The 21,678-nt window shown below is 64.2% G+C and carries 24 protein-coding genes; 13 read left to right on the top strand and 11 right to left on the bottom strand.

All coding sequences use genetic code 11. The features are described 5' to 3' along the window. Positions 1-8: 8 nt before the first annotated feature. Both Q7P63_09255 and Q7P63_09250 read right to left on the bottom strand, forming a co-directional pair. Entirely contained in the window at positions 9-1,706 is a 1,698-nt protein-coding gene (locus Q7P63_09255; protein MDP0500272.1) for a methyl-accepting chemotaxis protein, read from the bottom strand. Positions 1,707-1,876: 170 nt separating this feature from the next. Next, on the bottom strand, positions 1,877-2,722 hold the full coding sequence (locus tag Q7P63_09250; protein ID MDP0500271.1) for an inositol monophosphatase family protein: 846 nt from the start codon (positions 2,720-2,722) through the stop codon (positions 1,877-1,879). 137 nt (positions 2,723-2,859) lie between these two features. Between Q7P63_09250 and Q7P63_09245 the strand changes: the two genes are divergently transcribed. Continuing rightward, positions 2,860-3,432 (top strand): PEP-CTERM sorting domain-containing protein, encoded by a 573-nt coding sequence (locus Q7P63_09245; GenBank protein MDP0500270.1) that lies wholly within the window; start codon positions 2,860-2,862, stop codon positions 3,430-3,432. Positions 3,433-3,501: 69 nt separating this feature from the next. Here the strand turns inward: Q7P63_09245 and Q7P63_09240 are convergent, their stop codons facing one another. Further along, a complete protein-coding gene (locus tag Q7P63_09240) occupies positions 3,502-4,344 on the bottom strand; it encodes a class I SAM-dependent methyltransferase (protein MDP0500269.1) in 843 nt (280 codons plus the stop codon). An 82-nt stretch (positions 4,345-4,426) separates the two neighbouring features. Then, positions 4,427-4,606: a hypothetical protein gene (locus tag Q7P63_09235; GenBank protein ID MDP0500268.1), complete on the bottom strand. Its 180-nt coding sequence runs from the start codon at positions 4,604-4,606 to the stop codon at positions 4,427-4,429. A gap of 237 nt (positions 4,607-4,843) precedes the next feature. On the opposite strand from Q7P63_09235, the gene Q7P63_09230 reads away from it, so the two are divergent. The 3 genes from Q7P63_09230 to Q7P63_09220 are packed head-to-tail and all read left to right on the top strand — an operon-like array spanning position 4,844 to position 6,899. Continuing rightward, positions 4,844-5,788 carry a ring-cleaving dioxygenase gene (locus Q7P63_09230; GenBank protein MDP0500267.1) on the top strand — a complete coding sequence of 315 codons (945 nt, stop codon included), beginning with the start codon at positions 4,844-4,846 and terminating at the stop codon, positions 5,786-5,788. Further along, entirely contained in the window at positions 5,785-6,426 is a 642-nt protein-coding gene (locus tag Q7P63_09225; GenBank protein ID MDP0500266.1) for a dienelactone hydrolase family protein, read from the top strand. Before Q7P63_09230 ends, Q7P63_09225 begins: the two co-directional genes overlap by 4 nt. 8 nt (positions 6,427-6,434) lie before the next feature. Next, positions 6,435-6,899 (top strand): MarR family transcriptional regulator, encoded by a 465-nt coding sequence (locus tag Q7P63_09220; GenBank protein MDP0500265.1) that lies wholly within the window; start codon positions 6,435-6,437, stop codon positions 6,897-6,899. A gap of 66 nt (positions 6,900-6,965) precedes the next feature. On the opposite strand, the gene Q7P63_09215 is transcribed toward Q7P63_09220, so the two are convergent. Beyond that, on the bottom strand, positions 6,966-7,712 hold the full coding sequence (locus Q7P63_09215; protein MDP0500264.1) for a PEP-CTERM sorting domain-containing protein: 747 nt from the start codon (positions 7,710-7,712) through the stop codon (positions 6,966-6,968). A 179-nt stretch (positions 7,713-7,891) separates the two neighbouring features. Here Q7P63_09215 and Q7P63_09210 point away from each other — a divergent pair, with 179 nt between their 5' ends. Next, positions 7,892-8,923, top strand: a complete 1,032-nt coding sequence (locus Q7P63_09210; protein MDP0500263.1) for an iron ABC transporter permease — start codon at positions 7,892-7,894, stop codon at positions 8,921-8,923. Then, positions 8,920-9,693 carry a heme ABC transporter ATP-binding protein gene (locus Q7P63_09205; GenBank protein MDP0500262.1) on the top strand — a complete coding sequence of 258 codons (774 nt, stop codon included), beginning with the start codon at positions 8,920-8,922 and terminating at the stop codon, positions 9,691-9,693. Before Q7P63_09210 ends, Q7P63_09205 begins: the two co-directional genes overlap by 4 nt. A gap of 116 nt (positions 9,694-9,809) precedes the next feature. Here the strand turns inward: Q7P63_09205 and Q7P63_09200 are convergent, their stop codons facing one another. Continuing rightward, positions 9,810-10,706: a polyprenyl synthetase family protein gene (locus Q7P63_09200; protein MDP0500261.1), complete on the bottom strand. Its 897-nt coding sequence runs from the start codon at positions 10,704-10,706 to the stop codon at positions 9,810-9,812. Between the two features lie 20 nt (positions 10,707-10,726). Here Q7P63_09200 and Q7P63_09195 point away from each other — a divergent pair, with 20 nt between their 5' ends. The 3 genes from Q7P63_09195 to Q7P63_09185 are packed head-to-tail and all read left to right on the top strand — an operon-like array spanning position 10,727 to position 12,351. After that, complete coding sequence (locus tag Q7P63_09195) at positions 10,727-11,335, top strand: DUF4013 domain-containing protein (protein ID MDP0500260.1); 609 nt, start codon at positions 10,727-10,729, stop codon at positions 11,333-11,335. An 11-nt stretch (positions 11,336-11,346) separates the two neighbouring features. Further along, positions 11,347-11,619, top strand: a complete 273-nt coding sequence (locus tag Q7P63_09190) for a zinc ribbon domain-containing protein (GenBank protein ID MDP0500259.1) — start codon at positions 11,347-11,349, stop codon at positions 11,617-11,619. Positions 11,620-11,640: 21 nt separating this feature from the next. After that, the gene (locus tag Q7P63_09185; protein MDP0500258.1) at positions 11,641-12,351 is read left to right on the top strand and encodes a hypothetical protein; all 711 of its coding nucleotides are present in this window, start codon (positions 11,641-11,643) and stop codon (positions 12,349-12,351) included. Positions 12,352-12,655: 304 nt separating this feature from the next. Here the strand turns inward: Q7P63_09185 and Q7P63_09180 are convergent, their stop codons facing one another. Beyond that, the gene (locus Q7P63_09180; protein ID MDP0500257.1) at positions 12,656-13,168 is read right to left on the bottom strand and encodes a hypothetical protein; all 513 of its coding nucleotides are present in this window, start codon (positions 13,166-13,168) and stop codon (positions 12,656-12,658) included. 77 nt (positions 13,169-13,245) lie between these two features. On the opposite strand from Q7P63_09180, the gene Q7P63_09175 reads away from it, so the two are divergent. The 4 genes from Q7P63_09175 (at position 13,246) to Q7P63_09160 (ending at position 17,239) form a co-directional block, all read left to right on the top strand. Continuing rightward, positions 13,246-13,992 carry a metallophosphoesterase gene (locus Q7P63_09175; protein ID MDP0500256.1) on the top strand — a complete coding sequence of 249 codons (747 nt, stop codon included), beginning with the start codon at positions 13,246-13,248 and terminating at the stop codon, positions 13,990-13,992. After that, entirely contained in the window at positions 13,989-14,546 is a 558-nt protein-coding gene (locus Q7P63_09170; protein ID MDP0500255.1) for an isochorismatase family protein, read from the top strand. Before Q7P63_09175 ends, Q7P63_09170 begins: the two co-directional genes overlap by 4 nt. Positions 14,547-14,684: 138 nt before the next feature. After that, positions 14,685-16,058, top strand: coding sequence for a magnesium transporter (gene mgtE, locus Q7P63_09165; protein ID MDP0500254.1), 1,374 nt, complete (start codon positions 14,685-14,687; stop codon positions 16,056-16,058). A 137-nt stretch (positions 16,059-16,195) separates the two neighbouring features. Continuing rightward, positions 16,196-17,239: an HD domain-containing protein gene (locus Q7P63_09160; GenBank protein ID MDP0500253.1), complete on the top strand. Its 1,044-nt coding sequence runs from the start codon at positions 16,196-16,198 to the stop codon at positions 17,237-17,239. 172 nt (positions 17,240-17,411) lie between these two features. On the opposite strand, the gene Q7P63_09155 is transcribed toward Q7P63_09160, so the two are convergent. Genes Q7P63_09155 through Q7P63_09140 form a run of 4 tightly spaced genes read right to left on the bottom strand, consistent with a single transcriptional unit; the run spans position 17,412 to position 21,667 of the window. Then, entirely contained in the window at positions 17,412-18,593 is a 1,182-nt protein-coding gene (locus Q7P63_09155) for a glycosyltransferase (protein ID MDP0500252.1), read from the bottom strand. Further along, positions 18,593-19,906 (bottom strand): glycosyltransferase, encoded by a 1,314-nt coding sequence (locus Q7P63_09150; protein MDP0500251.1) that lies wholly within the window; start codon positions 19,904-19,906, stop codon positions 18,593-18,595. The genes Q7P63_09155 and Q7P63_09150 overlap by 1 nt, the downstream gene beginning before the upstream one ends. Then, the gene (locus tag Q7P63_09145; protein MDP0500250.1) at positions 19,903-20,949 is read right to left on the bottom strand and encodes a glycosyltransferase family 4 protein; all 1,047 of its coding nucleotides are present in this window, start codon (positions 20,947-20,949) and stop codon (positions 19,903-19,905) included. The genes Q7P63_09150 and Q7P63_09145 overlap by 4 nt, the downstream gene beginning before the upstream one ends. A 10-nt stretch (positions 20,950-20,959) precedes the next feature. Continuing rightward, a complete protein-coding gene (locus tag Q7P63_09140; protein MDP0500249.1) occupies positions 20,960-21,667 on the bottom strand; it encodes a hypothetical protein in 708 nt (235 codons plus the stop codon). Positions 21,668-21,678: the final 11 nt, after the last annotated feature.

Here is a 21,678-nt window from a genome sequence, read left to right as displayed (position 1 = left end):
TTACTCTCTTAGAAGGTTTCAATCAGTTCCTGCTGAGAGCGTTCGGTTTGGGATTTAGGAGTTGAAGCTTTTTTGGGTTCGAGGCCGGGTTTGCGGCCGACAAAGAAGCTGGGCTCTTCGTGCCCATAAGCGGAGGGCAGGTCGTCGCCGTCTTCATCGCGAGTGCGGCGTTTGCCGTCGCGTTGGACCATCTTTTGCAGCTCGCCCACGACCAGGAGCATCTGCTGCGAGAGGCTGGAGAGCTCGGTGCTGGCGCTGGCGGTCTCTTCGGCGGTGGCGGCACCGCGTTGGACGGACTGGTCGATCTGCGAGGCGGCGCTGCTGATCTGCTGGATGCCGTGGGCCTGTTCGCGGGATGCGGTGGCCACTTCGTTGGAAAGTCTTACGATCTGGTCCATCTCGCCGCCGAGCTCGCGGAGGAAGGCGTCGAGGCGTTCGCTGGTTTCCATGCCCGTCTTGGCGCTGCGGTGGGAGGCTTCGATCATGCCGCTGCTGGAGCGGGCGGCTTCGGCGCTGCGCTGGGCCAGGTTGCGGACTTCTTCGGCCACGACGGCGAAGCCCCGGCCTGCTTCGCCCGCCCGGGCGGCTTCCACGGCAGCGTTGAGCGCCAGGAGGTTGGTCTGAAAGGCGATTTCGTCGATCGTGCGCATCACGGTGGCCGTCTGGTTGGCGTTGTGGCTGATCTGCTGCATCGCTTCGAGCATGCGGGCCATGACTTCGCTGCCGTGCGTCACCTTTTGGCGGATATCCGTCACGCGGTCGCTGGTCTGCGAGACGTGTTCGGTGTTCATCTGCGTGGTGGCGTTGAGCTCTTCGAGCGAGGCGAGGGTTTCTTCCAGCGCGGCGGCCTGCTCGGCGGCTTCGTCGGCAATGGTGTTGCTGGCGGCGCTGAGCTGCTCGGAGGCGGAATTGACCGACTGACTGCTTTCGTTGAGGTGCGTGATGGAGCTGGTGAGCGCCTTGACGATGCTGCGCGTAGTCTGGATCAGGGCCAGGGCGATGATGAGCACGATGGCGCCGCCGACGGCGTAGAAAATGATCAGCATCTGGTGGGCGTGGGCTTCGTTGGTGGCGCGGGCTACGAGGGCGGCTTCATTCTTCGCCTTCAGTTGCTCATTGGCGGTGGCGATGTAGCCTTCGAAAAAGCCGACCAGCTCGTCGATACTGGCGCGCATGGCGCTAAAGGTTTTGTCGACATGCTCCTGCTGGGCGCGGCGCTGCTCGATGAGGGCCTCGTCGGCTTCGGCATCGGTCTCGGCCAGAATTTGCGCGCTCAGTTGGAGGGACTCGGTCAGCTCGGCCTTCCAGGCAATGTGCTGCTTCTGGACCCGGGCGAACGTTTCGTCCATCTCGGGCGTAAATTCTTCGCTTGCCAGCGTCACCCGCTCAATGACTTGCCCGATGTTCTCGTCGGCTTCGGCGATATATTTCTGGAGGGCTTCTTCGCGATTGGTATGCGCGCCTTTTTGCTGGGCGAGTTCGGCCTGGTAGGCGTCGCGGTCGGCATTGAGCAGCAGCGTGATGGCACCTTCCATGGCAGCCATCTTTGGCAGGTCGCGCTCGACGATGGGGGCGTAGGTCCCTTGAACCAAGTGGCGGGCCTCGTCGATACTATCACGGATAATGTAATGCCCAAGTGCGAGGAGGAGGGCCAGCCCGAGGGTCGAGGCGGCCAGAATGACGAGAAGTTTGCGGGCGATTGTCATGGGGATGTTGGGTTATCCTTTAAAGCGGTTCCCGCCTGTTAACCTTTAAGTAATCTGACCTATGAGATATAACCCCCAATTGTAAAAGAGGTTCTGCTTACGTCGCGACAAACAAAAAAGCGTGGACTGTTGCCAGTCCACGCTTGGTGCAAAAGGAGTTGTGCGCCAGCCTACGGGTTGAGGATCTCGATGATCTTCGCGTGGTGGCGGGGGTGGGCCGCGATGAGGCTGTCGGAGCCGACCGGGTCGTTGCCGTTCCAGTTGGAGACGGCGGCACCGGCGCCACGGATCACGGGCAGGAGCGCGGCCATGTCCCACAGGCTCATCTTGGGGTCGCACATGATGTCGGCGCCACCGCTGGCAAGCAGGGTGTAGCCAAAGCAGTCGCCCCAGCTGCGGAACTGGTCGGTGGAGGCGAGCAGCTTGTTCCAGCCTTCGGTGCTGTGGTGGAGGTAGGGGCGCTTCGGGTCGGTGGTGAGCAGGAAGCAGTTCTTGAGGTCCGGCGTTTCGCGCATCTTCACCGGGCGGTCGTTCATCCAGCACGTCTCGTTGTTACCGATGTAGAGGCGGTTGAGCGCGCAGATGTGGATGACGCCCCAGATGGGTTGCTTGTTCTTGCGCAGGCAGATGAGCGTGCCGAAGTGGGGGGTGCCGGCGGCGAAGGACCGCGTGCCGTCGATCGGGTCGAGCACCCAGGTGTATTCGGCCTCCTCGTTTACGTTGGGGAACTCCTCGCCCACGATGCCGTGGTCGGGGAATTCCTTGCCGATGAGCTCGCGCAAGACCTCTTCGGCCTTCTTGTCGGCGTACGTCACCGGGGTGTTGTCTTCCTTCCACTCGACTTGGAGGTCGGGGTTGAAGAAGAGCGGGTTGATCACCTTGGCGCTCTCGGCGCTGAGGTGCTTGAGGAACGGAATCATGCTGGCTGCGTCCATGAAACGCCGCATCATGCCCATCCGCCCGCACAAGGCAAGGGCGGAGGTGAGGGCATACGAACGCACTACGCTGATTTTCAATGGCTGCAAATGGGCCCGTGGAGGGAAGATTCATGGCGGTTGCTTATTACACAGCCGCAAAACTGGCCCGCTTGTTGATAGGTTGTTTTATCAGGTTGACCAGGGTCTTGGGTTTACATAATTCGCGTGTCGTGAACATGCGTAACCTCTTTTCATTAGCGGCGTTAGCCATCGTCCCGAGCGTTCAGGCGCTCGAGTTTTCGTTTCTCTTTTCAGACACGCTCTCCCAGGCTTTCGGCGCTTTTGACGCCGAGACGCCGGTGACGATTACCATTGCGCTCGACAACGGAGGTACTTCGGTGGAAAGCCAGATCTGGACCCCGGCCGACCTGCAGAGCATCGAGTTCAACATTGGCAATGGCGGCTATGTCGCCACGATTTACACCCCGTTTGGCGGTACCTTCGTTTCCGGGAATACCTTTGAGACCGATGCAGACGGTAACGTCAGCAGCTCGAACTTTTATGGCTACAGCGCTGACTCTACGAACTACACGGTCACGGATGGAGATTCCGTCCAATTCTGGTCCCTCTACGCAGGCTACGATTACCTCTTGACCAGCACCGGCTCGGTCCAGGCCTCCAATTCCCTCGGTGTCACTGACCCAGCCAACTGGAGCCAGGTCGGGGCCGTGCCCGAGCCCTCGACGGTGGCCGCCTTTGCGGGTCTCGGTGCCCTCGGCCTGATCGCCCTGCGCCGCAAGCGCGCGTAGGCCGGGCACGAAAGCCGTTAGCTTTCAGGAGCCTCTCGCAGTTGCCACGGCGGGAGGCTTTTTGCTAAGTTATCCCAGCCACTCAAACCAGAAAGAGCAGCCGTGCCAGTGCTCGCGCGGGACGTTCCCGCCCCCGAGCAGGCGAGGGAAATGGGGTTCGAGCGCTTCGTTGAGGGAAATAAACGTGTTGGGCAGCCGGATACGGATCTTTTCCGGGGCAAAAGCGATGAGCATACCCAACATGTACTGCTCGGAGTAAAACCGGTCCATGATCCCCTGAGGATAGTCGATCGGCCAGAAAATATCATGGACCTGCACTAGGACCCCGGGCCGCAGCCGCGGCAGCACCTCCAGGAAAAACACCTCTACGTCGGAATTCTGGAACACGCGGTGTGAACCGTCGAAAAACAGAATATCGCCCGCATCCAGTCGCTCAATCCACTTCAGGTCGGTTTCTTCTAGCGGCGCACGAATCACTTCATCACAGAGGGCATCGATTTCCGCCCGGGGAAACGGGTCTATTGAGGTAATTCGGGTGTGTGGGCTGTGCTTTTGCCGAGCCGCATGGGCCAAACGGGTGGAATTGCCGGACCCAATCTCCAAATAATTGCGTGGCTTCTGCTGGGCAAGGAAACCATAGAGGCCCATCGCATCCAAAAAGGCCAAAAAGCCGTTATTCCAGGCGAACTGTTGGGGTGCATCCGCTTGGGGCTCCGTCGGGACGCTCAGCAACTCCTGTTCGTAGGCTTGGAAGGAGCGCAACAGCTCAAGGATTTCTCCTCTGACGTCCAGGCAGGCTTGATGAATCTGCGGATGCGGTTTCTCTGGCGTGTAACGCTGGCGGGGTACTACCGGGTAGTCGCCAATGATGATGGGTGCAGGCTGTGACTCGGAGGAGAGAGAAGGGCACATCTTGCCAAACGTGTCGGATCGAGGGCGGGATGAAAAGTCATTTCTCCAGTCATCCTGAGGGGAAGGCGTGGTGCAGCGACAGTCAGTCCTGCAGCAGCTCCTCCGGCACGGCGTAGGTCTCAGGTGCCCGCTCGGACTGCCCGACGGGGGCCAGGTAGGCCTTCATCTTCTCCGGATCGTTGAAGTAGTAGAAGCAGCGTTTCTTCTGCTTATCCCACCGATAGGCAGTGAAGAGTCGCCCCCGGTAAGCGTAGTAAGACACCGAGTAGGCTCTTACCTCGAATCGCTCGTAGTGAAACTCGGGGAGTTGAAGATCAGGCTTGAAGCCCAGCATCGGATGGCATCCGGGCGGTACCACTCACCCGCCCTAAATCACGGGCTGGGCTTAACGCGCTTCACTCATGTAGAGCATGTTTGGTCTAGAGCAAACAGAAATAGGCTCAATGTCTTGACATCAAGACATTATTTGCCATGTTGCTCTCATAAACCTATCACGATTATGGCAGCAGTAACTGGAATCCATCACATCACGGCCATGACGGCTGGCCCGGAAGCGAACGTGCGTGAATACCGCGACTTCTGGGGACTCCGGCTGACGAAGCAGACCGTGAATTTCGACGACCCGGGCACTTACCACCTCTATTATGGGGACTACAAGGCCCTGCCCGGGACGGCTTTGACTTACTTCCCGTGGCCGCATCTGGCCCAGCGCAAGCCCGGCAACCACGAGGCGAGCGCGGTGGCCTACCACGTGTCGCCCGACGCCCTGGACGCTTGGGAAGTCCGCCTGCGTGAGGCCGGTCGCCCGGTGATGCGTGAGGACCGCTTTGGCCAGCCCGTACTCATCAGCCAGGACAACGACGGCTTTACGGTCGAGCTGGTCGGCGCGGTGTCGCCCGATTCGCCGGTCGCCACGTGGCCGCAGTCTTCCATCGCGGAGGCGGAGCAGTTGCGCGGCTTCCACAGCATCACGCTGCGGGTTCCGCGCCCCAGCGCCACCGCTACGGTGCTCACGTCGCTGCTGGGCTTCGAGGCCGGGCCTACCGAGGGGGCGCGCCAACGCTTCTTTGCCAAGGGCCACACGTATGGCCAGTATGTGGACTTGCTGGAAGACCGCACCTCGGCTCCGGCCCGCCCCGGCCGCGGCAGCATCCACCACGTGGCGTTCCGCGTGCCCGATATCGAAACGCACCAGCAAGTCAGCGAGCAAGTGCGCCGCGCCGGTCTGCCGCTCAACGGCCCGATCGACCGCAGCTACTTCACGGCAGGCTACTTCCGCGAGCCCAACGGTATCCTGTTCGAGTTGTCGACCGACGGCCCCGGGTTCACGCTCGACGAGCCGGTCGAAAGCCTGGGCAGCAGCCTCAAGCTGCCGCCGCAATACGAAGCCCACCGCAGCGAGATCGTCCGCGTCTTGCCGCCCATCCCCGCTTTGAAGTCATGAGCCAGCCTACCGAGTATCAACACCTCTTCGAGCGCCCGTCCGTTGCGGGCGCGCCCGTGTGGGTGCTCCTGCACGGCACCGGCGGCGACGCCCACGACCTTGTGCCGGTGGTCGACCGCATCAACCCGGGCGCGGGCCACCTCGCGCTGCAGGGTCCCGTGCTCGAAGGCCCGATGCGTCGCTTCTTCAAGCGCCTGCGTGAGGGCGTCTTCGACCAGGAGAGCCTGCGGGTGGAGACGTCCCGGCTCGACGCCTTCCTCGCCCGCGCAGTGGAAGCTTACCGGCTGCAGGATGTGCCCTTGGTGGGCCTCGGCTTTTCCAACGGTGCCAATCTGCTTGCCAGCTACCTGCTGTCGGGCGGCAAGCACCTGGGCGGTGCCGTGCTGTGGCGACCGATGACGCCTTACCAGCCCGTGGAGACGCGGGTGGGGCAGGCACCGGTGCTCATGCTCTCGGGCACGCACGACGGCATGGCTACGCGCGAGGATGTCGAGGGGCTGGCTCGCCTGCTGGCAGTGGGCGGGGCGGCCGTCGATCATCAGTTCCTTCCGGCGGGGCACAACCTGCTGCACGAGGATTTTGATCGCACCGTGCGTTGGGTGCAGGAGCAAGGTTGGCAAACCCTCTACAATGTATAGCGTAAGGTATGGCCAGCGAATCGACTCCTGATGGTGCCCGTCTTTACATCCTGCTCTGGCGCGCGTTCAAATCCGTCGAAGCGGTGGACCGTGCCAGCATCCAGCAGCTGGGCTTTCGCAACATGTCGGACTTCGCCGTGCTGGAGATCGTCTACCACAAGGGTCCGCAGCCGGTGAATACGATTGGGCGCAAGGTGTTCCTCACCAGCGGCTCGATCACCACTGCCGTGCACCGCCTGGAGCGCGCGGGTCTCGTCACCCGCGTTTCCAGCCCCGACGACCGCCGAGTGGTCTACGTCAACCTCACCGACGAGGGCCGCCGCGTCATCGCCCGTGCCTACGAGGCCCACGCCGCCAAGCTCGACGAGGCCTTCTCCGTGCTCGACGCCAAGGAACGCCTCCAGATGGCCCGCCTCCTCCGCAAAGCCGGCCTGCACGCCGCCGCGATGAACGCCGAGCCGAAGGAGGAGTGAGGGCATAAGAAAGGCGCTGCCCGAGGGGGGAAGCGCCTGTTCCAAAGGACTGGACTGGTATTGCGCCTACTGCCGGCGAAGGCGGCGGAAGGCCACGCAAGCGAAGCCGCCGAGGGCGACGATCAGGGCCATTTCGCTGGGCTCCGGCACGGCAGTATAGTGCAGGTTGAAGACGATCACGTTGGCGGTATTGGTAATCGTGGTGGCATCTGCAGTGGCACCCCAGCGGGCCCAATAGCCATTTTCGACGCTATAGGAGGCCGCGTCGGGCGCGGCGCTACTCGTGTTGCCCCCGGTGTGCCGGATGAGAATCACGAGGTCTCCGCCCTGATAGGTGTAGGGGCTGTCGAAGGAAATCAGCGGGCCCCAGGCGTTCGCTTGACCGTCGTCGGCGCCGGGGAAACTCCCAGCTTCAATCGTCCAGGCGCCGCTGCGGACGACCGAGGGGTTCAGCATATTGTCCGCCACCGTGCTGCTGAAGGCGTTAAGGGGATTGCCCGCTTGGGCAAACGTAATCTCAAAGTCTCCAAAAGTGACGTCGCTGCCCGGCAGGTTCGAGGTAAACGCGCCGTTGGTACGCATGGAGAGCCCGGTGATCGCGGTGCCGATGGGCAGGTTGATCAGGTGAGAAGCTGCGTACTGGGCCTGGTAGGTCCGCCCCGTATTGGCGAAGAGCCCGAATGTGGCATCAGCCTCGGTGTCGGTAAACTCGGGAGGAATCACGGCCTCGACGTTTGTGACTGCCTGGGTGGAGTGAGCAGCGATCGAGAGAAGCAGGACGGCTGCGAAGCGGGTGAGATTAAAGGATGCCATCGAATTAAGAAGTGTTCGGAGGAGAACAGAGTGCCGGCCTCTGCCGGCTAGTAGTATCGTCATCCCGCAAAGCGCTGTCGAAGTCAAAGCTGTTGTGGCGGTTGGCAACTGATTAGCCTCGCCGCCTGCCCACTTTCAAAGCTTTTGACAATGCGTTGCCGGGAAGCCAGCGTCGGCGGGTGGATACGAGCCGACAAAAGCAGGTGACCGCCCGAGTGATCCTTGGGGGCTTATTGCTGCTCGCGACCGTGCTCGGGCTGCTACTGGGGCCGACTCACCTTTCGCTGGGCGAGATCGTGCGGGCTTTGTTGGGGCAGGCCGAAGGGCCGACCCACGCCATTGTGTGGAGCCTGCGAGTGCCGCGCGTGCTGCTGGGTGCCCTCGTCGGTGCGGCGTTGGCGGTGTCGGGGGCCTCGCTGCAGGGGCTCTTTCGCAACCCCTTGGCCGATCCGGCGCTGATTGGCGTCTCCAGCGGCTCGGCCGTCGGTGCGGTGGTGGCCATTGTGATCGGCTCCAACCTGCTTTGGCCGGCGTGGCTGGAGGCCTGGCTGCTGCCGCTCGCGGCCCTGATCGGCGGGCTGGCGGTCACTTGGCTGATCTATCGACTGGCGCGGGGCAGCGTGGAGAGCCGCATCCTGACCATCCTGCTGGTGGGGCTCGCGCTGAATGCCCTCGCCGCCGCGCTGGTGGGCCTGATGCTCTACCTCGCGAGCGATGCCCAGCTCCGCCGCTACAATTTCTGGACCCTCGGCAGCCTCGAAGCCTCCACGTGGGACCGCTGCCTCGTGCTGACGCTGATCGTGGTGCCGGGGCTGGTGCTGATGCCGCGCCTGGCCCGCTCGCTCAACGCGTTGTTGTTGGGCGAGGCGGCGGCCTATCACCTTGGTGTTTCGGTGGAGCGGGTACGGCGCTTTGTGATTTTTGGCTGCGCGTGGATGGTGGCCGGTGCGGTCGCAGCCTCGGGCATGATCGCGTTTATCGGCCTCGTAGTGCCCCACATGGTGCGGTTGTTGATGGGGCCCGATCACCGCCAGCTGCTGCCGTGGTCGGCGGTGGGGGGCGCGGGCGTGCTCGTGCTGGCCGATGTGGTCGCACGCATGGTCGATCCCCCTCGCGTCTTGCCGATCGGCCTGCTCACGGCCTTGGTGGGCGCGCCCTTTTTCCTCTGGCTGGTTTGGCGCGACCAGCGTTGGCGGGAGGGCCAGGCATGAGTTTGCGCGCGGAAGACGTGGGCGTGAGAGCGGGCGGGTGTTTCCTCATCCGCCACGTGTCGCTGGAGGTGCGCCGGGGCGAGCTGCTGGCGATCATGGGGCCCAACGGTGCGGGCAAGAGCACGTTGCTCAACGCGCTATCCGGCTCGTTGCCGGCGGCGGAGGGGCGGGTGCTCTTCGAGGGCAAGCCGCTCCCGGACTGGGGCGCGGATGCCTTGGCGCGTCAACGTGCCGTGCTCGCCCAGGCGGTGGAGCTGCATTTCCCCTTCAACGTGCGCGAGGTGGTGGCGCTGGGCCGCTTGCCGCATGGGCAGGCCGAGCGCGAGAGCATCGACGAGGCGTTGCAACTGGTGGGGCTGACGGGACTCGCCAAGCGTTCCTACCTCACCTTGAGCGGGGGCGAGCGCCAACGGGTGCACCTGGCGCGGGCTCTTGCGCAAGTGTGGCCGACGGAAAGCGCGACCGGCTTGCGGGTATTGCTGCTCGACGAGCCGACCAACAACCTCGATCCGCACCACCAGCACGACATCTTGACGCTGGCCCGACGCTGGGCGGAAGAAGGCGCCGCCGTCGCCGCAATCCTGCACGACTGGAACCTCGCGCTGCGCTTCGCCCACCGGGCGGTGATCCTGCAACGCGGGGAAGTTGCGGTGCCGCCTTCACCCGTGGCCGAAGCATTGACCGCCGACAACCTCGAGCGCGTCTTCGGCCTGCGTCTGCAAGCCCTTCGCGGCGAATCCGGCGAGACCTGGATCGCCCCGCGGGCGTAGGTGGGATTTGTAAGAAGATTCTCTCACAAAGGACACCAAGGCACAAAGATCAATTTTTCGGTCTCTCTCTGCGTACCTCTGCGTCTTTGCGGGAGAATCCCTATCGTCCCTCCTCTCTACGTCAGCCGGTGCTCCAGTTGGCGGATGAGTTCTTCGAGGAAGCTGGTGTCGGCTTCCCAGGCGGTGCAGTGTTCGAGGGCTTCGCGGGTGAGGTCGGCCGCGCGGGTGCGGCTGGCTTCGAGGCCGTGGAGGCGTACGTAGGTGTTCTTCTCGTTTTCCACGTCGGCTCCAGTCGTCTTGCCCAGCGTTTCGGGGTTGCTGGTGGCGTCGAGGATGTCGTCGACGATCTGGAAGACGAGGCCGAGGTTGCGCCCGATGGCGTCGGCGTGGGTGTCGGCCACTACGGGAGCGTCGGTGCAGGCGAGGCCCATGCGCAGGGCGGCGCGGAGCAGGGCGGCGGTCTTGTTGAGGTGGATGTAGTCCAGCTCATCGGGGCCGATCTCTTGCTGTTCGGCGAGGGTGTCGAGCACTTGACCGCCGATCAGGCGGCGGCTGTCTCCTGCTTCGCCCAGCAGGCGTACGAGGCGCAGGCCCACTTCCGGCGCGTCCGCATAGGCGCGGGCGAGGATCGAAAAGGCCTCGGTCAGGAGGGCGTCGCCGGCAAGCACTGCCGTGGCTTCATCGAACTGCACGTGGGCGGAGGGGCGGCCGCGACGCAGGTCGCTGTCGTCCATGCACGGCAAGTCGTCGTGGATGAGGGTGTAGGTGTGGAGCAGCTCGATCGCGACGGCGGCGGCCTTGGGGTCGACGCGCTGGGGGTAGAGCTCCGCGCAGGCGAGCACCAGCACCGGGCGCAGGCGTTTGCCTCCGGCATCCACCGAATAGCGCATGGCCTCGTGCAGGCGGGCGGGTTGGGTGGAGGCGGCGGGCAGCCACGCATCGAGGGCGGCTTCCACTTGTTGGCGATAAGCCTCGTGTCGCTGGGCGAATTCCATTGTGGCGGAAAGACTCATGACGTAGTAGGTTACTTGCAATGGCGCAGTTGGAAAGTCTCAGTCAAAGCATCCTGAGGGATCGCGAGTTAAGGGGCAAGTGGTTGCTGGGCGGCCTGCTTTTGTCTCTACCTTTGCTCAACCTGCTCGTGCTCGGCTATTGGCTGCGCTACCTGCGGCGCCAGGCAGTCGGGCGAGGCCCCATGCTGCCCGCGTGGCAGGGCTGGGAAGAGCTGCTGGTCGATTCGGTGCGGATGCTGGGGATCAAGCTGGCGTTCGGCGTGTTGCCGGTGCTGGTCGGCGGCCTGCTGTCGCTGCTGCTGGCCGGTTTGTTCCACCTGTTGATGCTCGACTTGCTGGCGTGGACGATCGCCTGGGTGCCGGCCATGGCGGCGCTGGCTATTTCGCCGGTGCTCTTCCTCGCTGCCGCCTATGCCTTTGTGCGCACGGGCGACGACTGGCGCGTGCTGCTGCAGACCCACGTGATTCTGGGCCTCGTGCAGCGCAGCGTGCCAAAGCTGATCGCGCCGACGCTGGCCTTCTGGGGCTTGGCGGCGCTGGGCTGGCCCCTGTTGGGCTTTCTCATTTTCCTTGGCTTTAGCATCTTGATCTCGTACTACTTCCACGTATTTTCGCAGGTTTGGGAATAACCGTTCTCGACATGCCTACCTACGAATACGTCTGCCAAACATGTGACCGTGAATACGAAGTCTTCCAACGGATGTCGGAAGACGCTCACACCACTTGCAACTGTGGCCGCGCCGAGCCGGTGAAGCGCAAGATCGGCACCGGGGCTGGAATCATCTTCAAGGGCGGCGGTTTCTACGAGACCGACTTCAAGGCCAAGAAGGGGAGCTCCGGCACCGAGAGCAAGTCGAGCGACAGCGGCTCCAGCGCCAAAAAGGCCGATAACGCGCCCAAGAGCGCCGATTAACCGTTTCGCCCCCTCCCTGCCATGCCGCGTCGCAAAGAACCCGAACTTACCAACCCACCCGTTTGGCGGGTCGTCACCGGCGCGCTTCTGCTCCTGCTGATCGGCAGCGGCTTCGGCTTTTACCGCCTCGCGCAAGAGCCCGTGGTGGTGGCCAAAGACCGGGGCGAGCTGGAGGAGATCGAGCCGGGCACGGCCTATTACGTGCGCGGCAGCGATGCGGGGGGCGAAAACTGGACCGAGAAGCGGTCGATCCTCGCGCGTTCCGAGGCGGCGGCGATGGACCTCACGCCGGGCGACCTCAACCGCTGGAGCGACCGCTATCTCCGCGCCGTCTCGACGGCAGAGGGAGAAGGCAAGGTGTTGGGCGTGCTCGATCTTTCCTTCCAGGCGTCGCAGCCCAATTTCAGCGTGCTGGAAAACGGGCAGCTCCAGATCGCGGTGCCGCTGGAGTTCCCGGGCCTTGCGCCCGAGCGCACCTACTATTACGTCGCCCGCGGTCGTTTTTATCGCGACGGCAATAGCGACGACATCTACTTCGGCGTCGAGCAAAGCCAGCTTAACGCCGCGCCGCTCGCCCTGACGGGCCCCTTGCAGCAGTCGATTTTCAAAGGCGTGCTCAAGCCGTTCGTCGCCTCCCCCGAAGGGCAGGAAGTCGCAGGTTTCTGGCCCCAGTTCAACGGCGTCGAGATCGACGGCCCCGCCGAAAAGCTGAAGTTCCTCCTGGCCCGCTAGGAGGCCGCGGCCGCTCTGGCACCCCATGCGGGGTGCATAGGCTTCATGCTGCGGATCCGGAAGTCGCCTGCGGCGACATCACGGCTAGCGGCTGGCATCCTGCGGATGCTTGGGGTCCGAGGGAGAAAGGTAGCTCGTCGACCTGCTGCAAACGGTGTTTTTTGCCTCTGTGAACGCTGCTGGATGGCACCCGTCAGGGTGTAAGCGATCTAGCCGGATGTCGAGCGGAGCGAAGACTTCCGGGATACGTTGCCCCTAGGACTGCACCCTTTGGGTGCCAGCAGGCTCGAAGCCCCGTTTCACCCTACACCAGCAACGCCAACTGCCCTTGGACGGCGGCGATGCGCTCGGGCTGGAGGTCGATGGGCTCGACGGGGTAGGCCCGTTTGCGGCGGATGTGCCAGTAGTGCCCGTCTTCCTGGGCCCGCAAGACGCGTTTGCGCTCCAGTTGCAGGGCGAGCAGGTATTTGAGGGTCGCGCGCTCTTCCTCGCCTGCTTCGGAAATGGGCATCTCGTCGTCTTCCAGCCCGGCCAGCAGCTCCGGCTCGCCGCAGAGGGCGAGGAACAAATCTTCGGTGCCCTGCAGGAGCTGGCGACGCTGTTGGGAAGCTTCGCCCGGGTCGCGCACGACATGCGTCCAGCGGCAGAGCACTTCGCCCAGCGGTGCGGCCTGGTTGGCGGCATCGGGCAGCACGTCCCAACGTTCCAACTCGCCTCCCGCGCCGCGTACCAGTAGGCACACGCGACGGTCGCCCGGGCGGAAGGGCTGTTGCGTCACGGCGCAGTGGCGGGCGGCGGTTTTTAAGGAGACGTCCACGAATTTTACGGTTTACGGAAGAAAAACAGGAGCGCAGTGTAGCGCGTAAGCTCTCGGTTTGGCAATCTTACCCTGTCATGGCAATCGGTCGACTCATCACCATCGGCGACGTGCACGGCTGCGCGGAACAGCTCGCGGAGCTGTTGGCGTGGCTCCGGCCGGGGGCAGACGACCGCGTGATCTTTGTGGGCGACCTCGTGAACAAGGGCCCCAAAAGCGCCTGGGTGATCGACATGGCGCTGGAGTTGAAGGCCGAATGTGTGTTGGGCAACCACGAGCTGCGCCTGCTCCGCTTCCGTGAATCCGGCGACCCCACGGCACTGAAGGACTACGACCGGGTGACGCTGCGGCAGCTCAAGCCTCATCATTGGGATTACATGGCCCAGATGCCGCTGACCCTGACTGAGCCGGCCTTCAACAGCATCATCGTGCACGGGGGCTTTTTGCCGCAGCCGCACTGGACCCAGCAAGGGGCCGACATCGTGACGAAAATCCAGGTGATCGACCACGACGGGCGCCCGGCCAAGCGCCAGGAGTGCCCCCGCGGCCACGCCTGGGCCAACGAGTGGACCGGGCCGGAATTCGTGATCTACGGGCACACGCCACGCCCGGCCCCGCTCGTCAAATGCGGCTCGATCTGCATCGACACCGGGGCGGTGACGGGCGGGCGCCTGACGGCCTTTGTGTGGCCCGAGGGCGCAGTCTACCAGGTGCGGGACCACCGGCACTTCCACCACCAGTATTTTCCGGAACACCCGGCCGAAAAACCTGCGCCCGCGCTCTCCATTGTGGGCGCAGGCATCAAACCGCCCCGTACGTCATGATCGAAGACACTCCCGAACAACCGCGCGTCGCCCTGCTCCTGCTCGACTTGCAGGACGGCTTCCTCAAGGCGATCCCCAACCGCGACGAAGTCGTCCAGCGCTGCCTCTTTGCCGCGCGCGCCGCCAAGCTGCTCGACATCCCCGTGCTCGCGACCGAGCAGGCGCCCGAGAAGCTGGGCGCGACGTTGCCGGAGCTGCTCGAATGCGTGGACGACGATTGCGTTTTTGCCAAGACGGCCTTCTCCGCCTTCGGGGCCGACGGGCTGGAAGAAACGCTGGAAGACCTGGGCGTGGAAGTCCTCTTCGTCGCCGGGATCGAGACGCCGATCTGCGTCTACCAGACCGTCGTCGACGCCCTGCGCCGCGAGATCGACGTGACGCTGCTGACCGATGCCATTGGGGCCCGCCGCGCACAAGATGCCCGTGACGTGTGCGACCTGCTTTCGCGCATCGAAGGCGTTAGCCTGCTGCCGAGCGAGACGGTGTTTTACAGCCTGCTGCATTCGGCCGAACACCCGCAGTTTCGTGCGTTTACGAAACTGGTGAAAGGCTAAGGGAGTCGTCCGATTAGTTGAGGAAGCGGGCGAGACGTGTAAGGTGAAGCGCCGGGGGCCGTCCCTGCAATTCCTGCTCGTCTCGCCGCTGAATTGAGTCAGGCTCGTTGCCCGTCGTCTCTGAACCGCGCGTCCGCCATGTCCGAAGGTGAAGTCATCATGACCCCCAACGAGGTCAGCCCCTACACGATGGAGGAGCTGATGGCCTGGCCGTCGGATGACCTGGGGCGGCTTGATCACCTGCGCCTGGCCGAGACCTCCGCCCACACCATCGCCAGCGTCCTCGACCGCCTGGAGGTGGACGAGCGCCGCGTGGTGCTCCGCCAGCTCAATAACGAGCGCGCCGCCCACGTCCTCTCCGAGATGGACGAGGAAAACGCGGCCGAAGTGCTCAGCGCGATGCGCGAACTGCGCGCGGTGAAGGTGCTCGATAGCTTCGACGCTGACGACGCCGCCGACGTGGTGGCCGAGCTGGAAGACGAAGACCGCGAGCGCCTGCTGGCCAAGATCGAGAGCGGTTGGCGCGAGACGATTGAGCGCCTGCTCGAATACGACCCCGATACGGCGGGCGGCCTGATGACGACCGAGGTCGCGACCGTCTTCGATGTGATGAGCATCGACGCGACGATCGAGCGTATCCGGGGCTACGCCGAGCAGTTTGAGGACCTGCACTACGTCTACGTGGTCGACCGCAAGCGCCACCTGATGGGTATCGTGTCGCTGCGCCGCATCATCCAGGCGCGCCCCACCCAGAAGGTGCGCGACATCATGAAGACGGACATCCGGGGCATCGTGAAGCCGGAGACCGACCAGGAAGACGTCGCCCGGCTGATGGCCGAATATAATTTGCCCGACATCGCGGTGGTGGACGACGAGAACCACCTGCTGGGCGTCATCACGCACGACGACATCCTCGACGTTGTGTACGAGGAGGCTACCGAAGACATCCAGAAGCTGGCCGGTGCGGGTGGTGACGAGAGCCTGACCGACAAGGTGGCCTACTCGGTCAAGCGCCGTATTCCGTGGCTGCACGTCAACCTCGCCACCGCTTTCATGGCCTCCGCCGTGGTCATGGCCTTCAACGACCAGATCAGCGCCATGCCGGTGCTGGCGGCCTTCATGCCCATCGTGGCGGGGATCGGCGGCAACTCCGGTCAGCAGGCGCTCGCGGTGGCCATCCGGAGCATGGCGATCGGCGAGATTCACGATGCGGAGAAGCGCGTCATTCTCTTCAAGCAGCTCAGCATCGGGCTGATCAACGGCCTCGCAGTCGGCTGCGTCGCGGCGGTTATCGCGTATTTCATCACGGGAGAGCCCATGTTGTCGCTCGTCATCCTGATGGCGATGATCGCCAACATGGCCATCGCCGGTGTCTCGGGCGCTTTCATCCCTCTCGCGCTGCGCGCTCTGAAGCGCGACCCGGCCCAAAGCAGCTCCATCTTCCTCACCGCGCTGACGGATACGGGCGGCTTCCTGATCTTCCTCGCCCTCGGTAGCTGGCTCTTGCTGTAGAAGAAAAGATTCTCAACAGAAGAACACAAAGGCACGAAGGAGATGACTGTATTCTATTTTCATTACTTCGCGCTCTTTGTGTTCTTCTGTTTATCCTTTTCCTTGTCAGGATAGGCGGAAATTCCTGAAGGTGGGGCATGTTTACCGTCGCGCAACTGAAGAGCGCTCCCAAGGAACAAAAGACCACGTTCGAGGCGGTGTTGCTCGTGCGTAAGCTCGCCATGAAAAAGGCGCGCAACAACAGCCAGTTCCTGACCGTGGAATTGGGCGACAAGACCGGGCTGTTCCACACGGTGTGCTTCGAGAACTCGGCCAACTTCGAGTTGTTCAACGCCATCGGCGAGGGCCAGGTGGTGCGCGTGACGGGCAATACCGACTATTACCAGAACCGCTTCTCGCCCACGCTGCAGACCATTGCCGTGGTGCCGGAGGAAGAGGTGATCAAGTGGTCCGAAAGCCTCGTGGAGAGCGCGCCGGAAGACCTCGACGACCTCTGGAACGAGTTGCACGGCTTTATCAAGAGCATCGAGCACAAAGAGTTGCGCGAGACGGTGCAGGTGGCGATCGACGACCTGGGCGAGACCTTCAAGGGCATGCCGGGCGCGATTGCGATGCACCACGCCTACCGTGGCGGCCTGATGGAGCACACGGTGCGCATGGCCCGCGCGGCCAAGGTACTGCTGCCGCTCTACCCGGAAGTTCCGGCCGATCTGGCGCTCTCGGGCATCATCCTGCACGACATCGGCAAGGCGCTGGAATACACGGGACCTTGGGCCACCCGCAAGACCCGCGAAGGCACGCTCAACGGCCACGTGGTGCTGGGCTACCGCCTTGCCCGTCGCGCCGCGATCCGCGCCAAGCTCTCGGCCGACCTGACCGAGCGTCTGGAGCACATCATCCTCAGCCACCAGGGCGAACCGGAGTGGGGCGCTGCCGTGCGCGCTGCGACGCCCGAAGCCGTCTTCGTCAGCATGGTCGACAACCTCGACGCGAAGATGGGCATGGTCCAGCACAGCCTGCGTGCGACCGCGCAGGAAGAGGAATTCTCCGAATACGTGCCCGGCCTGATGAGCCCCCTGCTCACCCGCCCGTCCGAGCTTTCCCTGCCGCCCGTGCAGGAGGAAGTGGCCGAAAACGAAGAGCTCTGGCCCGTCAATCCTCCCGGCCTCAAGCTCGATTAGGCGGGCCCTGGGCGGAGTAAATTGGCTTCACCACAAAAAGCACAGAAGGCACAAGATTCTGTGCTCAAGCTTCCTTCAAATTTTGGGTGAAGCCGATGGGCGCGCGCACTTCCAGCCCTTTCCAGGCTCTCTTTTTCTGTGTTTTTTCTGTGCCTTTTGTGGTTAAAAAGTCTTACCGCTTTTTTGTAGCCGCGAGCAGCGCCTGCAGGTCAGCCGCGTAGTCCTGCATCGTGCGGATGTGGCGTTGGGCGGCTTCGCGTGCCAGGCGCGGGTGCAGCTCGGGCTCGGTCAAGAGCCGGCGCAACCCGGCGGTGACGCTCTCGGTATTGGGCTCGACGATCAGGCAGCCGCCGTCGTGGACGAAGTCGTTCAGGCCTCCGCAGGCGGTAGTGACGGCTGGCTTGCCGTAGTCGAGGCTTTCCAGCACCGGCAGGCCGAAGCCTTCCAGGTGCGACGGAAAAACGGTGGCCCAGCAGGCGCGGTAACGTTCGGCCAAGGCAGCGGCATCGAGCCCACCTTCCCACACGAGCGGATGCCCCGCTTCCTGCAGCGTCTTGACCTGTGCCACCACCGGCTTGCCCGTAACCGCGTGTGGCATCCCGACAAGGTGCACGGAGAACCGCTGCCCCTCTTGCCAGAGCGTTTCGGCGGCTTTGAGCAAGGCTTCGTGATTCTTGCGCGTCTCCAGCGTGGCTACCATCAGCAGCGTAGGCACGGCCGGGCGTTCGCCGGTGGGCACAAGCGGACGCTGGTCGGGCGCGCGACGCAGGCCCAAGGGCACCGCGTGGACGGTCGGGGTGTTGCGCAGGTCGAGGCGGGCCCAGCATTCGCGCAGCTCTTCGGCGGAGGCTTCGGAGACCGCGGCCACGGCGTCGAATTGGGCTAGATCGCGCAGGTATTCGGGGAAGCGCTTGGTCGTCTCCGGCATGCCCAGCTCGGGGTGGCGGAAGGCGATGGCGTCGTGAAAGACGGCGACGCACGGCCCGGCGATGCGCTCAAAAAGCGGCGCGAGTCGCGGGCCCACGTCTTGCCCGAAAAACTCCGGCACCAGCAGCCCGGTGTAGCGACCGGCGGGGGGTAATACGAAGCGCTTGCCGCGCAGGTTGGCGAGGGTCTTGCCGCGGATGCGTTGCCAGGTGCTCCAGTGGGGCCGCTTGCGCTTTACTTTCTGCAGTTGGTCGACCGTCTGCAGGTGCTTGCGCTCGCGTGCATCGAGGCTGCGCCATTCGTGGGCAAAGCGGTCGTAGACGATGGGATCGGCGTCGGGCAGGGCGGCAGTCACCCCGCGCGCGACCTGTTGGATGCCGGTCTGCGCGCGCGAATGGGCCGAGTGGGTCAGGTCGATCGCCAACATCACTGTAAGGGGTAGCAGCCCTGGACGGCCTCGGTCAACCGGCGGATCATGGCCGGGTGGGCAGTGGTGGGCAGGCGGGCGAGCTGCCGTTCAGCCAGCCCCAGCGCCCACTTCTCCGGGTAAGCGATCTTGCCGTAGTTGGCGGCTTCCTGGCGGAAGTCGCGCATGCCTTGGGCGAAGGATTCGGCGGTGTGGTGCGTTTCGAGATAGGCCCGGCCAGCTTCGCCAATCTGGCGGTAGTGCTCGGGGTGCTCGATCAGGCGGGTGAAGTGGCGGTGCAGCTCGGCCTGCTCGTCCTTGGGGTCGACAAACGCGACGACCGAATCCGGCAGCGTGGCGTAAAAGGCGGTGCGGGTGACGAGGGCCGGGCGGGCGTGGTCCCACACGCGCAGGAGTGTGCCCGAGGCCTCGCCCATGGAGGGCCAGCGCAGGTTGAGGATCAGGTCGGCCCCGTCGAGCTCTTCGCGCAGCTCGGCTTCGCTGAGGAAGCCCTTGAGCGTCACTTGTTGGGCGAGCCCCATCTCGTGGAGGCGGCGCGGCAGTTGATCGGCATCCGGGTATTCGCCGGCGATGGTCAGCTCCAGGCGGTCGCGCTGGGGGAAGGTGGCGAGGGCTTCGAGCACCTGCGCCAGTCGCCGGTTGGGCGAGTGGAGAAAGCCGAAGAGCAGGAGGCGGCGGCGGGCGTAGTCCTGCGGGGGCTCCACGCGGTGCAGCTTGTCCTTGGGCCAATAGGGCAGGGGTGCGGCCCAGACGGGCGCGCGGGTCGACTCGGCCACACGGTCGAAGTTGGTGGGGTTGTGCACCACCACGCCCCAAGCACCGGCGGTCAGCCACTCAAACATCGGGTAACGCTGCACGATTTCGTCGACCGGGCGCTTGCCGTCCAGGCTCTCTTTGGCCTCCTTGGCCGCGAGCGGGCCGGCGTGGCGGCGGATCAGCTGCAGGTAGGTGCCCTGCCCGGGGCCGTGCCCTTCGAGGCAGTAAAAGCGCAAGAGGTCGTGCACCGCCAGGTCGTGCAACACGAGTACGCCGGGCTGGCGCTGCGAGACTTCCACGATCTGCCGGTGGAAGCGCCCATCGTTGCCGACTTGGTAGACGTTGGGCGACTGGTAGTTGAGTTGGGGCCACGGCAGGTCCAGCCCGTGGAACTGGCGGACTTCCGCGCCGGGCAGCAGGTTGGCGTCGGCCGGCAGGTCGGACCAGAGGGCCACGGGGCCGCCTTCGAGCAGGGAGGGCAGGACGCGCGCGGTGTAGTTGGCGATGTCCGTCCGGTGCGCGGGCAGGGGCGAGAACCAGTTGAGCGGGGTCGTCATGCCAGCAGCTTGGAAATGACGTGGGGCCAGTTGATATTGAGGTCGAGGTAGGTCTGGTGCGCCTTTTGCCCCGCTTCGGCCGCCCAGGCCTTCTCGCGCCACAAGTAGTCCATGCCTTGTGCCAGGCTCTCCGGCGTCGGGTCGGCGACCCAGCCGTTTTCGCGGTGGCGCACAAACTCGAGCGGCCCGCCACTGTCGGTGCAGGTAATCACCGGCTTGTGCGAAAGGCAGGCTTCGAGCGTGATGTAGCCATAATCCTCATCCACCGGGGTAAAAAGCACGCCCCGGCAGCGCGCATAGCCCTCGAGCATCGCCTCATCGGTCACGCGGCCATGCCACACGATGCGGTCGCTCACGCGGCAGCGCTCGGCCAGCTCGATCAGTTGTTGCATGATCTCGGGGCCTTCGGGCGCACCGGCAAAGTGGACCTTTACGGGCTCTTTGGTGTGTGCGAGCGCCTTGACCACGAGGCTCTGGCGCTTGAGGGCGTTGAGGCGGCTGGGGAAGTAAAGGAAGTCTTCGGCCTCGCGGTGGTAAAACTTGTCCGCGCCGCGCGGGGGGTGGTAGAGGGGCTCGGCCTCGCGTTGGCAAAAGCGCTGGAGCCGGTCGGCCACGTTTTTGCTGTTGGCGTACAGGCCGCGAGCCTCGTTCAGCAAGTGATCTTCGGTCGTGCGGATGGCTTCACACACTTCGCGGCCATGTGGGAAGTGCGCGAGGTCGCAATCGTCGAGGCCCCAGAGGTCGAAGGCGCTGCGGTACTGGTGCAGCACCCAGAGCGTCTTGTGCGGGTGCTGGATGTGGTAGGCCGGGAACTTGAGGCCGATCACGCGGTCGATCCGGTCGCCGCAGCTTTCGCTGAGGTCGAGCAAGCGACACGCGAGCAGGTGGTCCATGATCTGTTCGGGCGGATACCACTTGAAGGGGATGGCGACGATCTCGGCCTGGTGGCCGGCCTCACGCAGGGCTTGCAACAGCGATTCGGCGTGGATCTCGGCACCGCCGCGCACAAAAGGCACTTGGGTCGTAGCAATAGCGATACGCATGGGGAGAGAGTCAGCTCAATTGGTCGATCCAGCGCAACAGGTCGTGGATCTCGGTGGTGGCGGCACGCAGGGCTCGGTTGTACTGCTGCTGCGGGCGGCGCCAGCGCACCGTTTGATGGGGGGAAGTGGCGAGTTCGGAGACGCGGGGAGGGAGTTCGCGGGGCTTGAAGCCCTGAAAGCTCTCGGTGTCGGAGCGGCTGAGGCGCAGCTCGGCCATGCGCAGAGCCCGCTCGCGCACCCGCACCACGAGGCGCCCGAGGTGGAAGTTGATCGTCTCCTGATCTCGTTGAATCCGGCGGCGGATCCAGTGCTGGCCAGTCCCGACCGCATTCATGTGCAGGACCTGCTGGGCCTGTTGGCGGAGCGTGTCGAGATCGTCGCGGCTAGTCAGACGGCGGCGGGCGAGCGGGGGCAGCGCACCCTCCATCTGCTCCAGCGTATGCAGCTCCAGCAGTAGGGTGGAGGCGAGGTGCCGGTTGATGCGGCCTTGTGGGCGGCCGATGCGGGCCAGTGGCCCCAGCTTCGCACCATCCTGAATGGCAGCGTGCAGGCCCTGCAGCTCTGCGCTGAGGTCGCGCCACAGGTCGCCCTCCACGCGCTGGGGTATCAGGGTAAGGTGGATCCAGCCCATTTCCTGGCTTTCCCAGCCCAGGTGGCGATACATGAGGGGTTCCAGCTCCGTGCTACGGGGCAGGGGCCGTGCCGGTCGGTGAAGCATTGCAGGCAGGT

It is taken from the genome of Verrucomicrobiota bacterium JB022 (assembly GCA_030673845.1).
Lineage (GTDB): Bacteria > Verrucomicrobiota > Verrucomicrobiia > Opitutales > Oceanipulchritudinaceae > WOUP01.
Note: the sequence above shows the minus strand (reverse complement) of the source record. Positions and strands in the feature narration are given on the sequence as shown.

Bases quoted from the DNA above. Each gene is read 5' to 3' on its own strand.
- Q7P63_09190 (MDP0500259.1), top strand. From the start codon at position 11,347: ATGCCTACCTACGAATACGTCTGCCAAACATGTGACCGTGAATACGAA.
- Q7P63_09150 (MDP0500251.1), bottom strand. From the start codon at position 19,906: ATGACGACCCCGCTCAACTGGTTCTCGCCCCTGCCCGCGCACCGGACG.
- Q7P63_09185 (MDP0500258.1), top strand. From the start codon at position 11,641: ATGCCGCGTCGCAAAGAACCCGAACTTACCAACCCACCCGTTTGGCGG.
- Q7P63_09195 (MDP0500260.1), top strand. From the start codon at position 10,727: ATGGCGCAGTTGGAAAGTCTCAGTCAAAGCATCCTGAGGGATCGCGAG.
- Q7P63_09145 (MDP0500250.1), bottom strand. From the start codon at position 20,949: ATGCGTATCGCTATTGCTACGACCCAAGTGCCTTTTGTGCGCGGCGGT.
- Q7P63_09240 (MDP0500269.1), bottom strand. From the start codon at position 4,344: ATGTGCCCTTCTCTCTCCTCCGAGTCACAGCCTGCACCCATCATCATT.
- Q7P63_09220 (MDP0500265.1), top strand. From the start codon at position 6,435: ATGGCCAGCGAATCGACTCCTGATGGTGCCCGTCTTTACATCCTGCTC.
- Q7P63_09255 (MDP0500272.1), bottom strand. From the start codon at position 1,706: ATGACAATCGCCCGCAAACTTCTCGTCATTCTGGCCGCCTCGACCCTC.
- Q7P63_09175 (MDP0500256.1), top strand. From the start codon at position 13,246: ATGGCAATCGGTCGACTCATCACCATCGGCGACGTGCACGGCTGCGCG.
- Q7P63_09170 (MDP0500255.1), top strand. From the start codon at position 13,989: ATGATCGAAGACACTCCCGAACAACCGCGCGTCGCCCTGCTCCTGCTC.
- Q7P63_09200 (MDP0500261.1), bottom strand. From the start codon at position 10,706: ATGAGTCTTTCCGCCACAATGGAATTCGCCCAGCGACACGAGGCTTAT.
- Q7P63_09205 (MDP0500262.1), top strand. From the start codon at position 8,920: ATGAGTTTGCGCGCGGAAGACGTGGGCGTGAGAGCGGGCGGGTGTTTC.
- Q7P63_09140 (MDP0500249.1), bottom strand. From the start codon at position 21,667: ATGCTTCACCGACCGGCACGGCCCCTGCCCCGTAGCACGGAGCTGGAA.
- Q7P63_09155 (MDP0500252.1), bottom strand. From the start codon at position 18,593: ATGTTGGCGATCGACCTGACCCACTCGGCCCATTCGCGCGCGCAGACC.
- Q7P63_09245 (MDP0500270.1), top strand. From the start codon at position 2,860: ATGCGTAACCTCTTTTCATTAGCGGCGTTAGCCATCGTCCCGAGCGTT.
- mgtE (MDP0500254.1), top strand. From the start codon at position 14,685: ATGTCCGAAGGTGAAGTCATCATGACCCCCAACGAGGTCAGCCCCTAC.
- Q7P63_09160 (MDP0500253.1), top strand. From the start codon at position 16,196: ATGTTTACCGTCGCGCAACTGAAGAGCGCTCCCAAGGAACAAAAGACC.
- Q7P63_09230 (MDP0500267.1), top strand. From the start codon at position 4,844: ATGGCAGCAGTAACTGGAATCCATCACATCACGGCCATGACGGCTGGC.
- Q7P63_09225 (MDP0500266.1), top strand. From the start codon at position 5,785: ATGAGCCAGCCTACCGAGTATCAACACCTCTTCGAGCGCCCGTCCGTT.
- Q7P63_09215 (MDP0500264.1), bottom strand. From the start codon at position 7,712: ATGGCATCCTTTAATCTCACCCGCTTCGCAGCCGTCCTGCTTCTCTCG.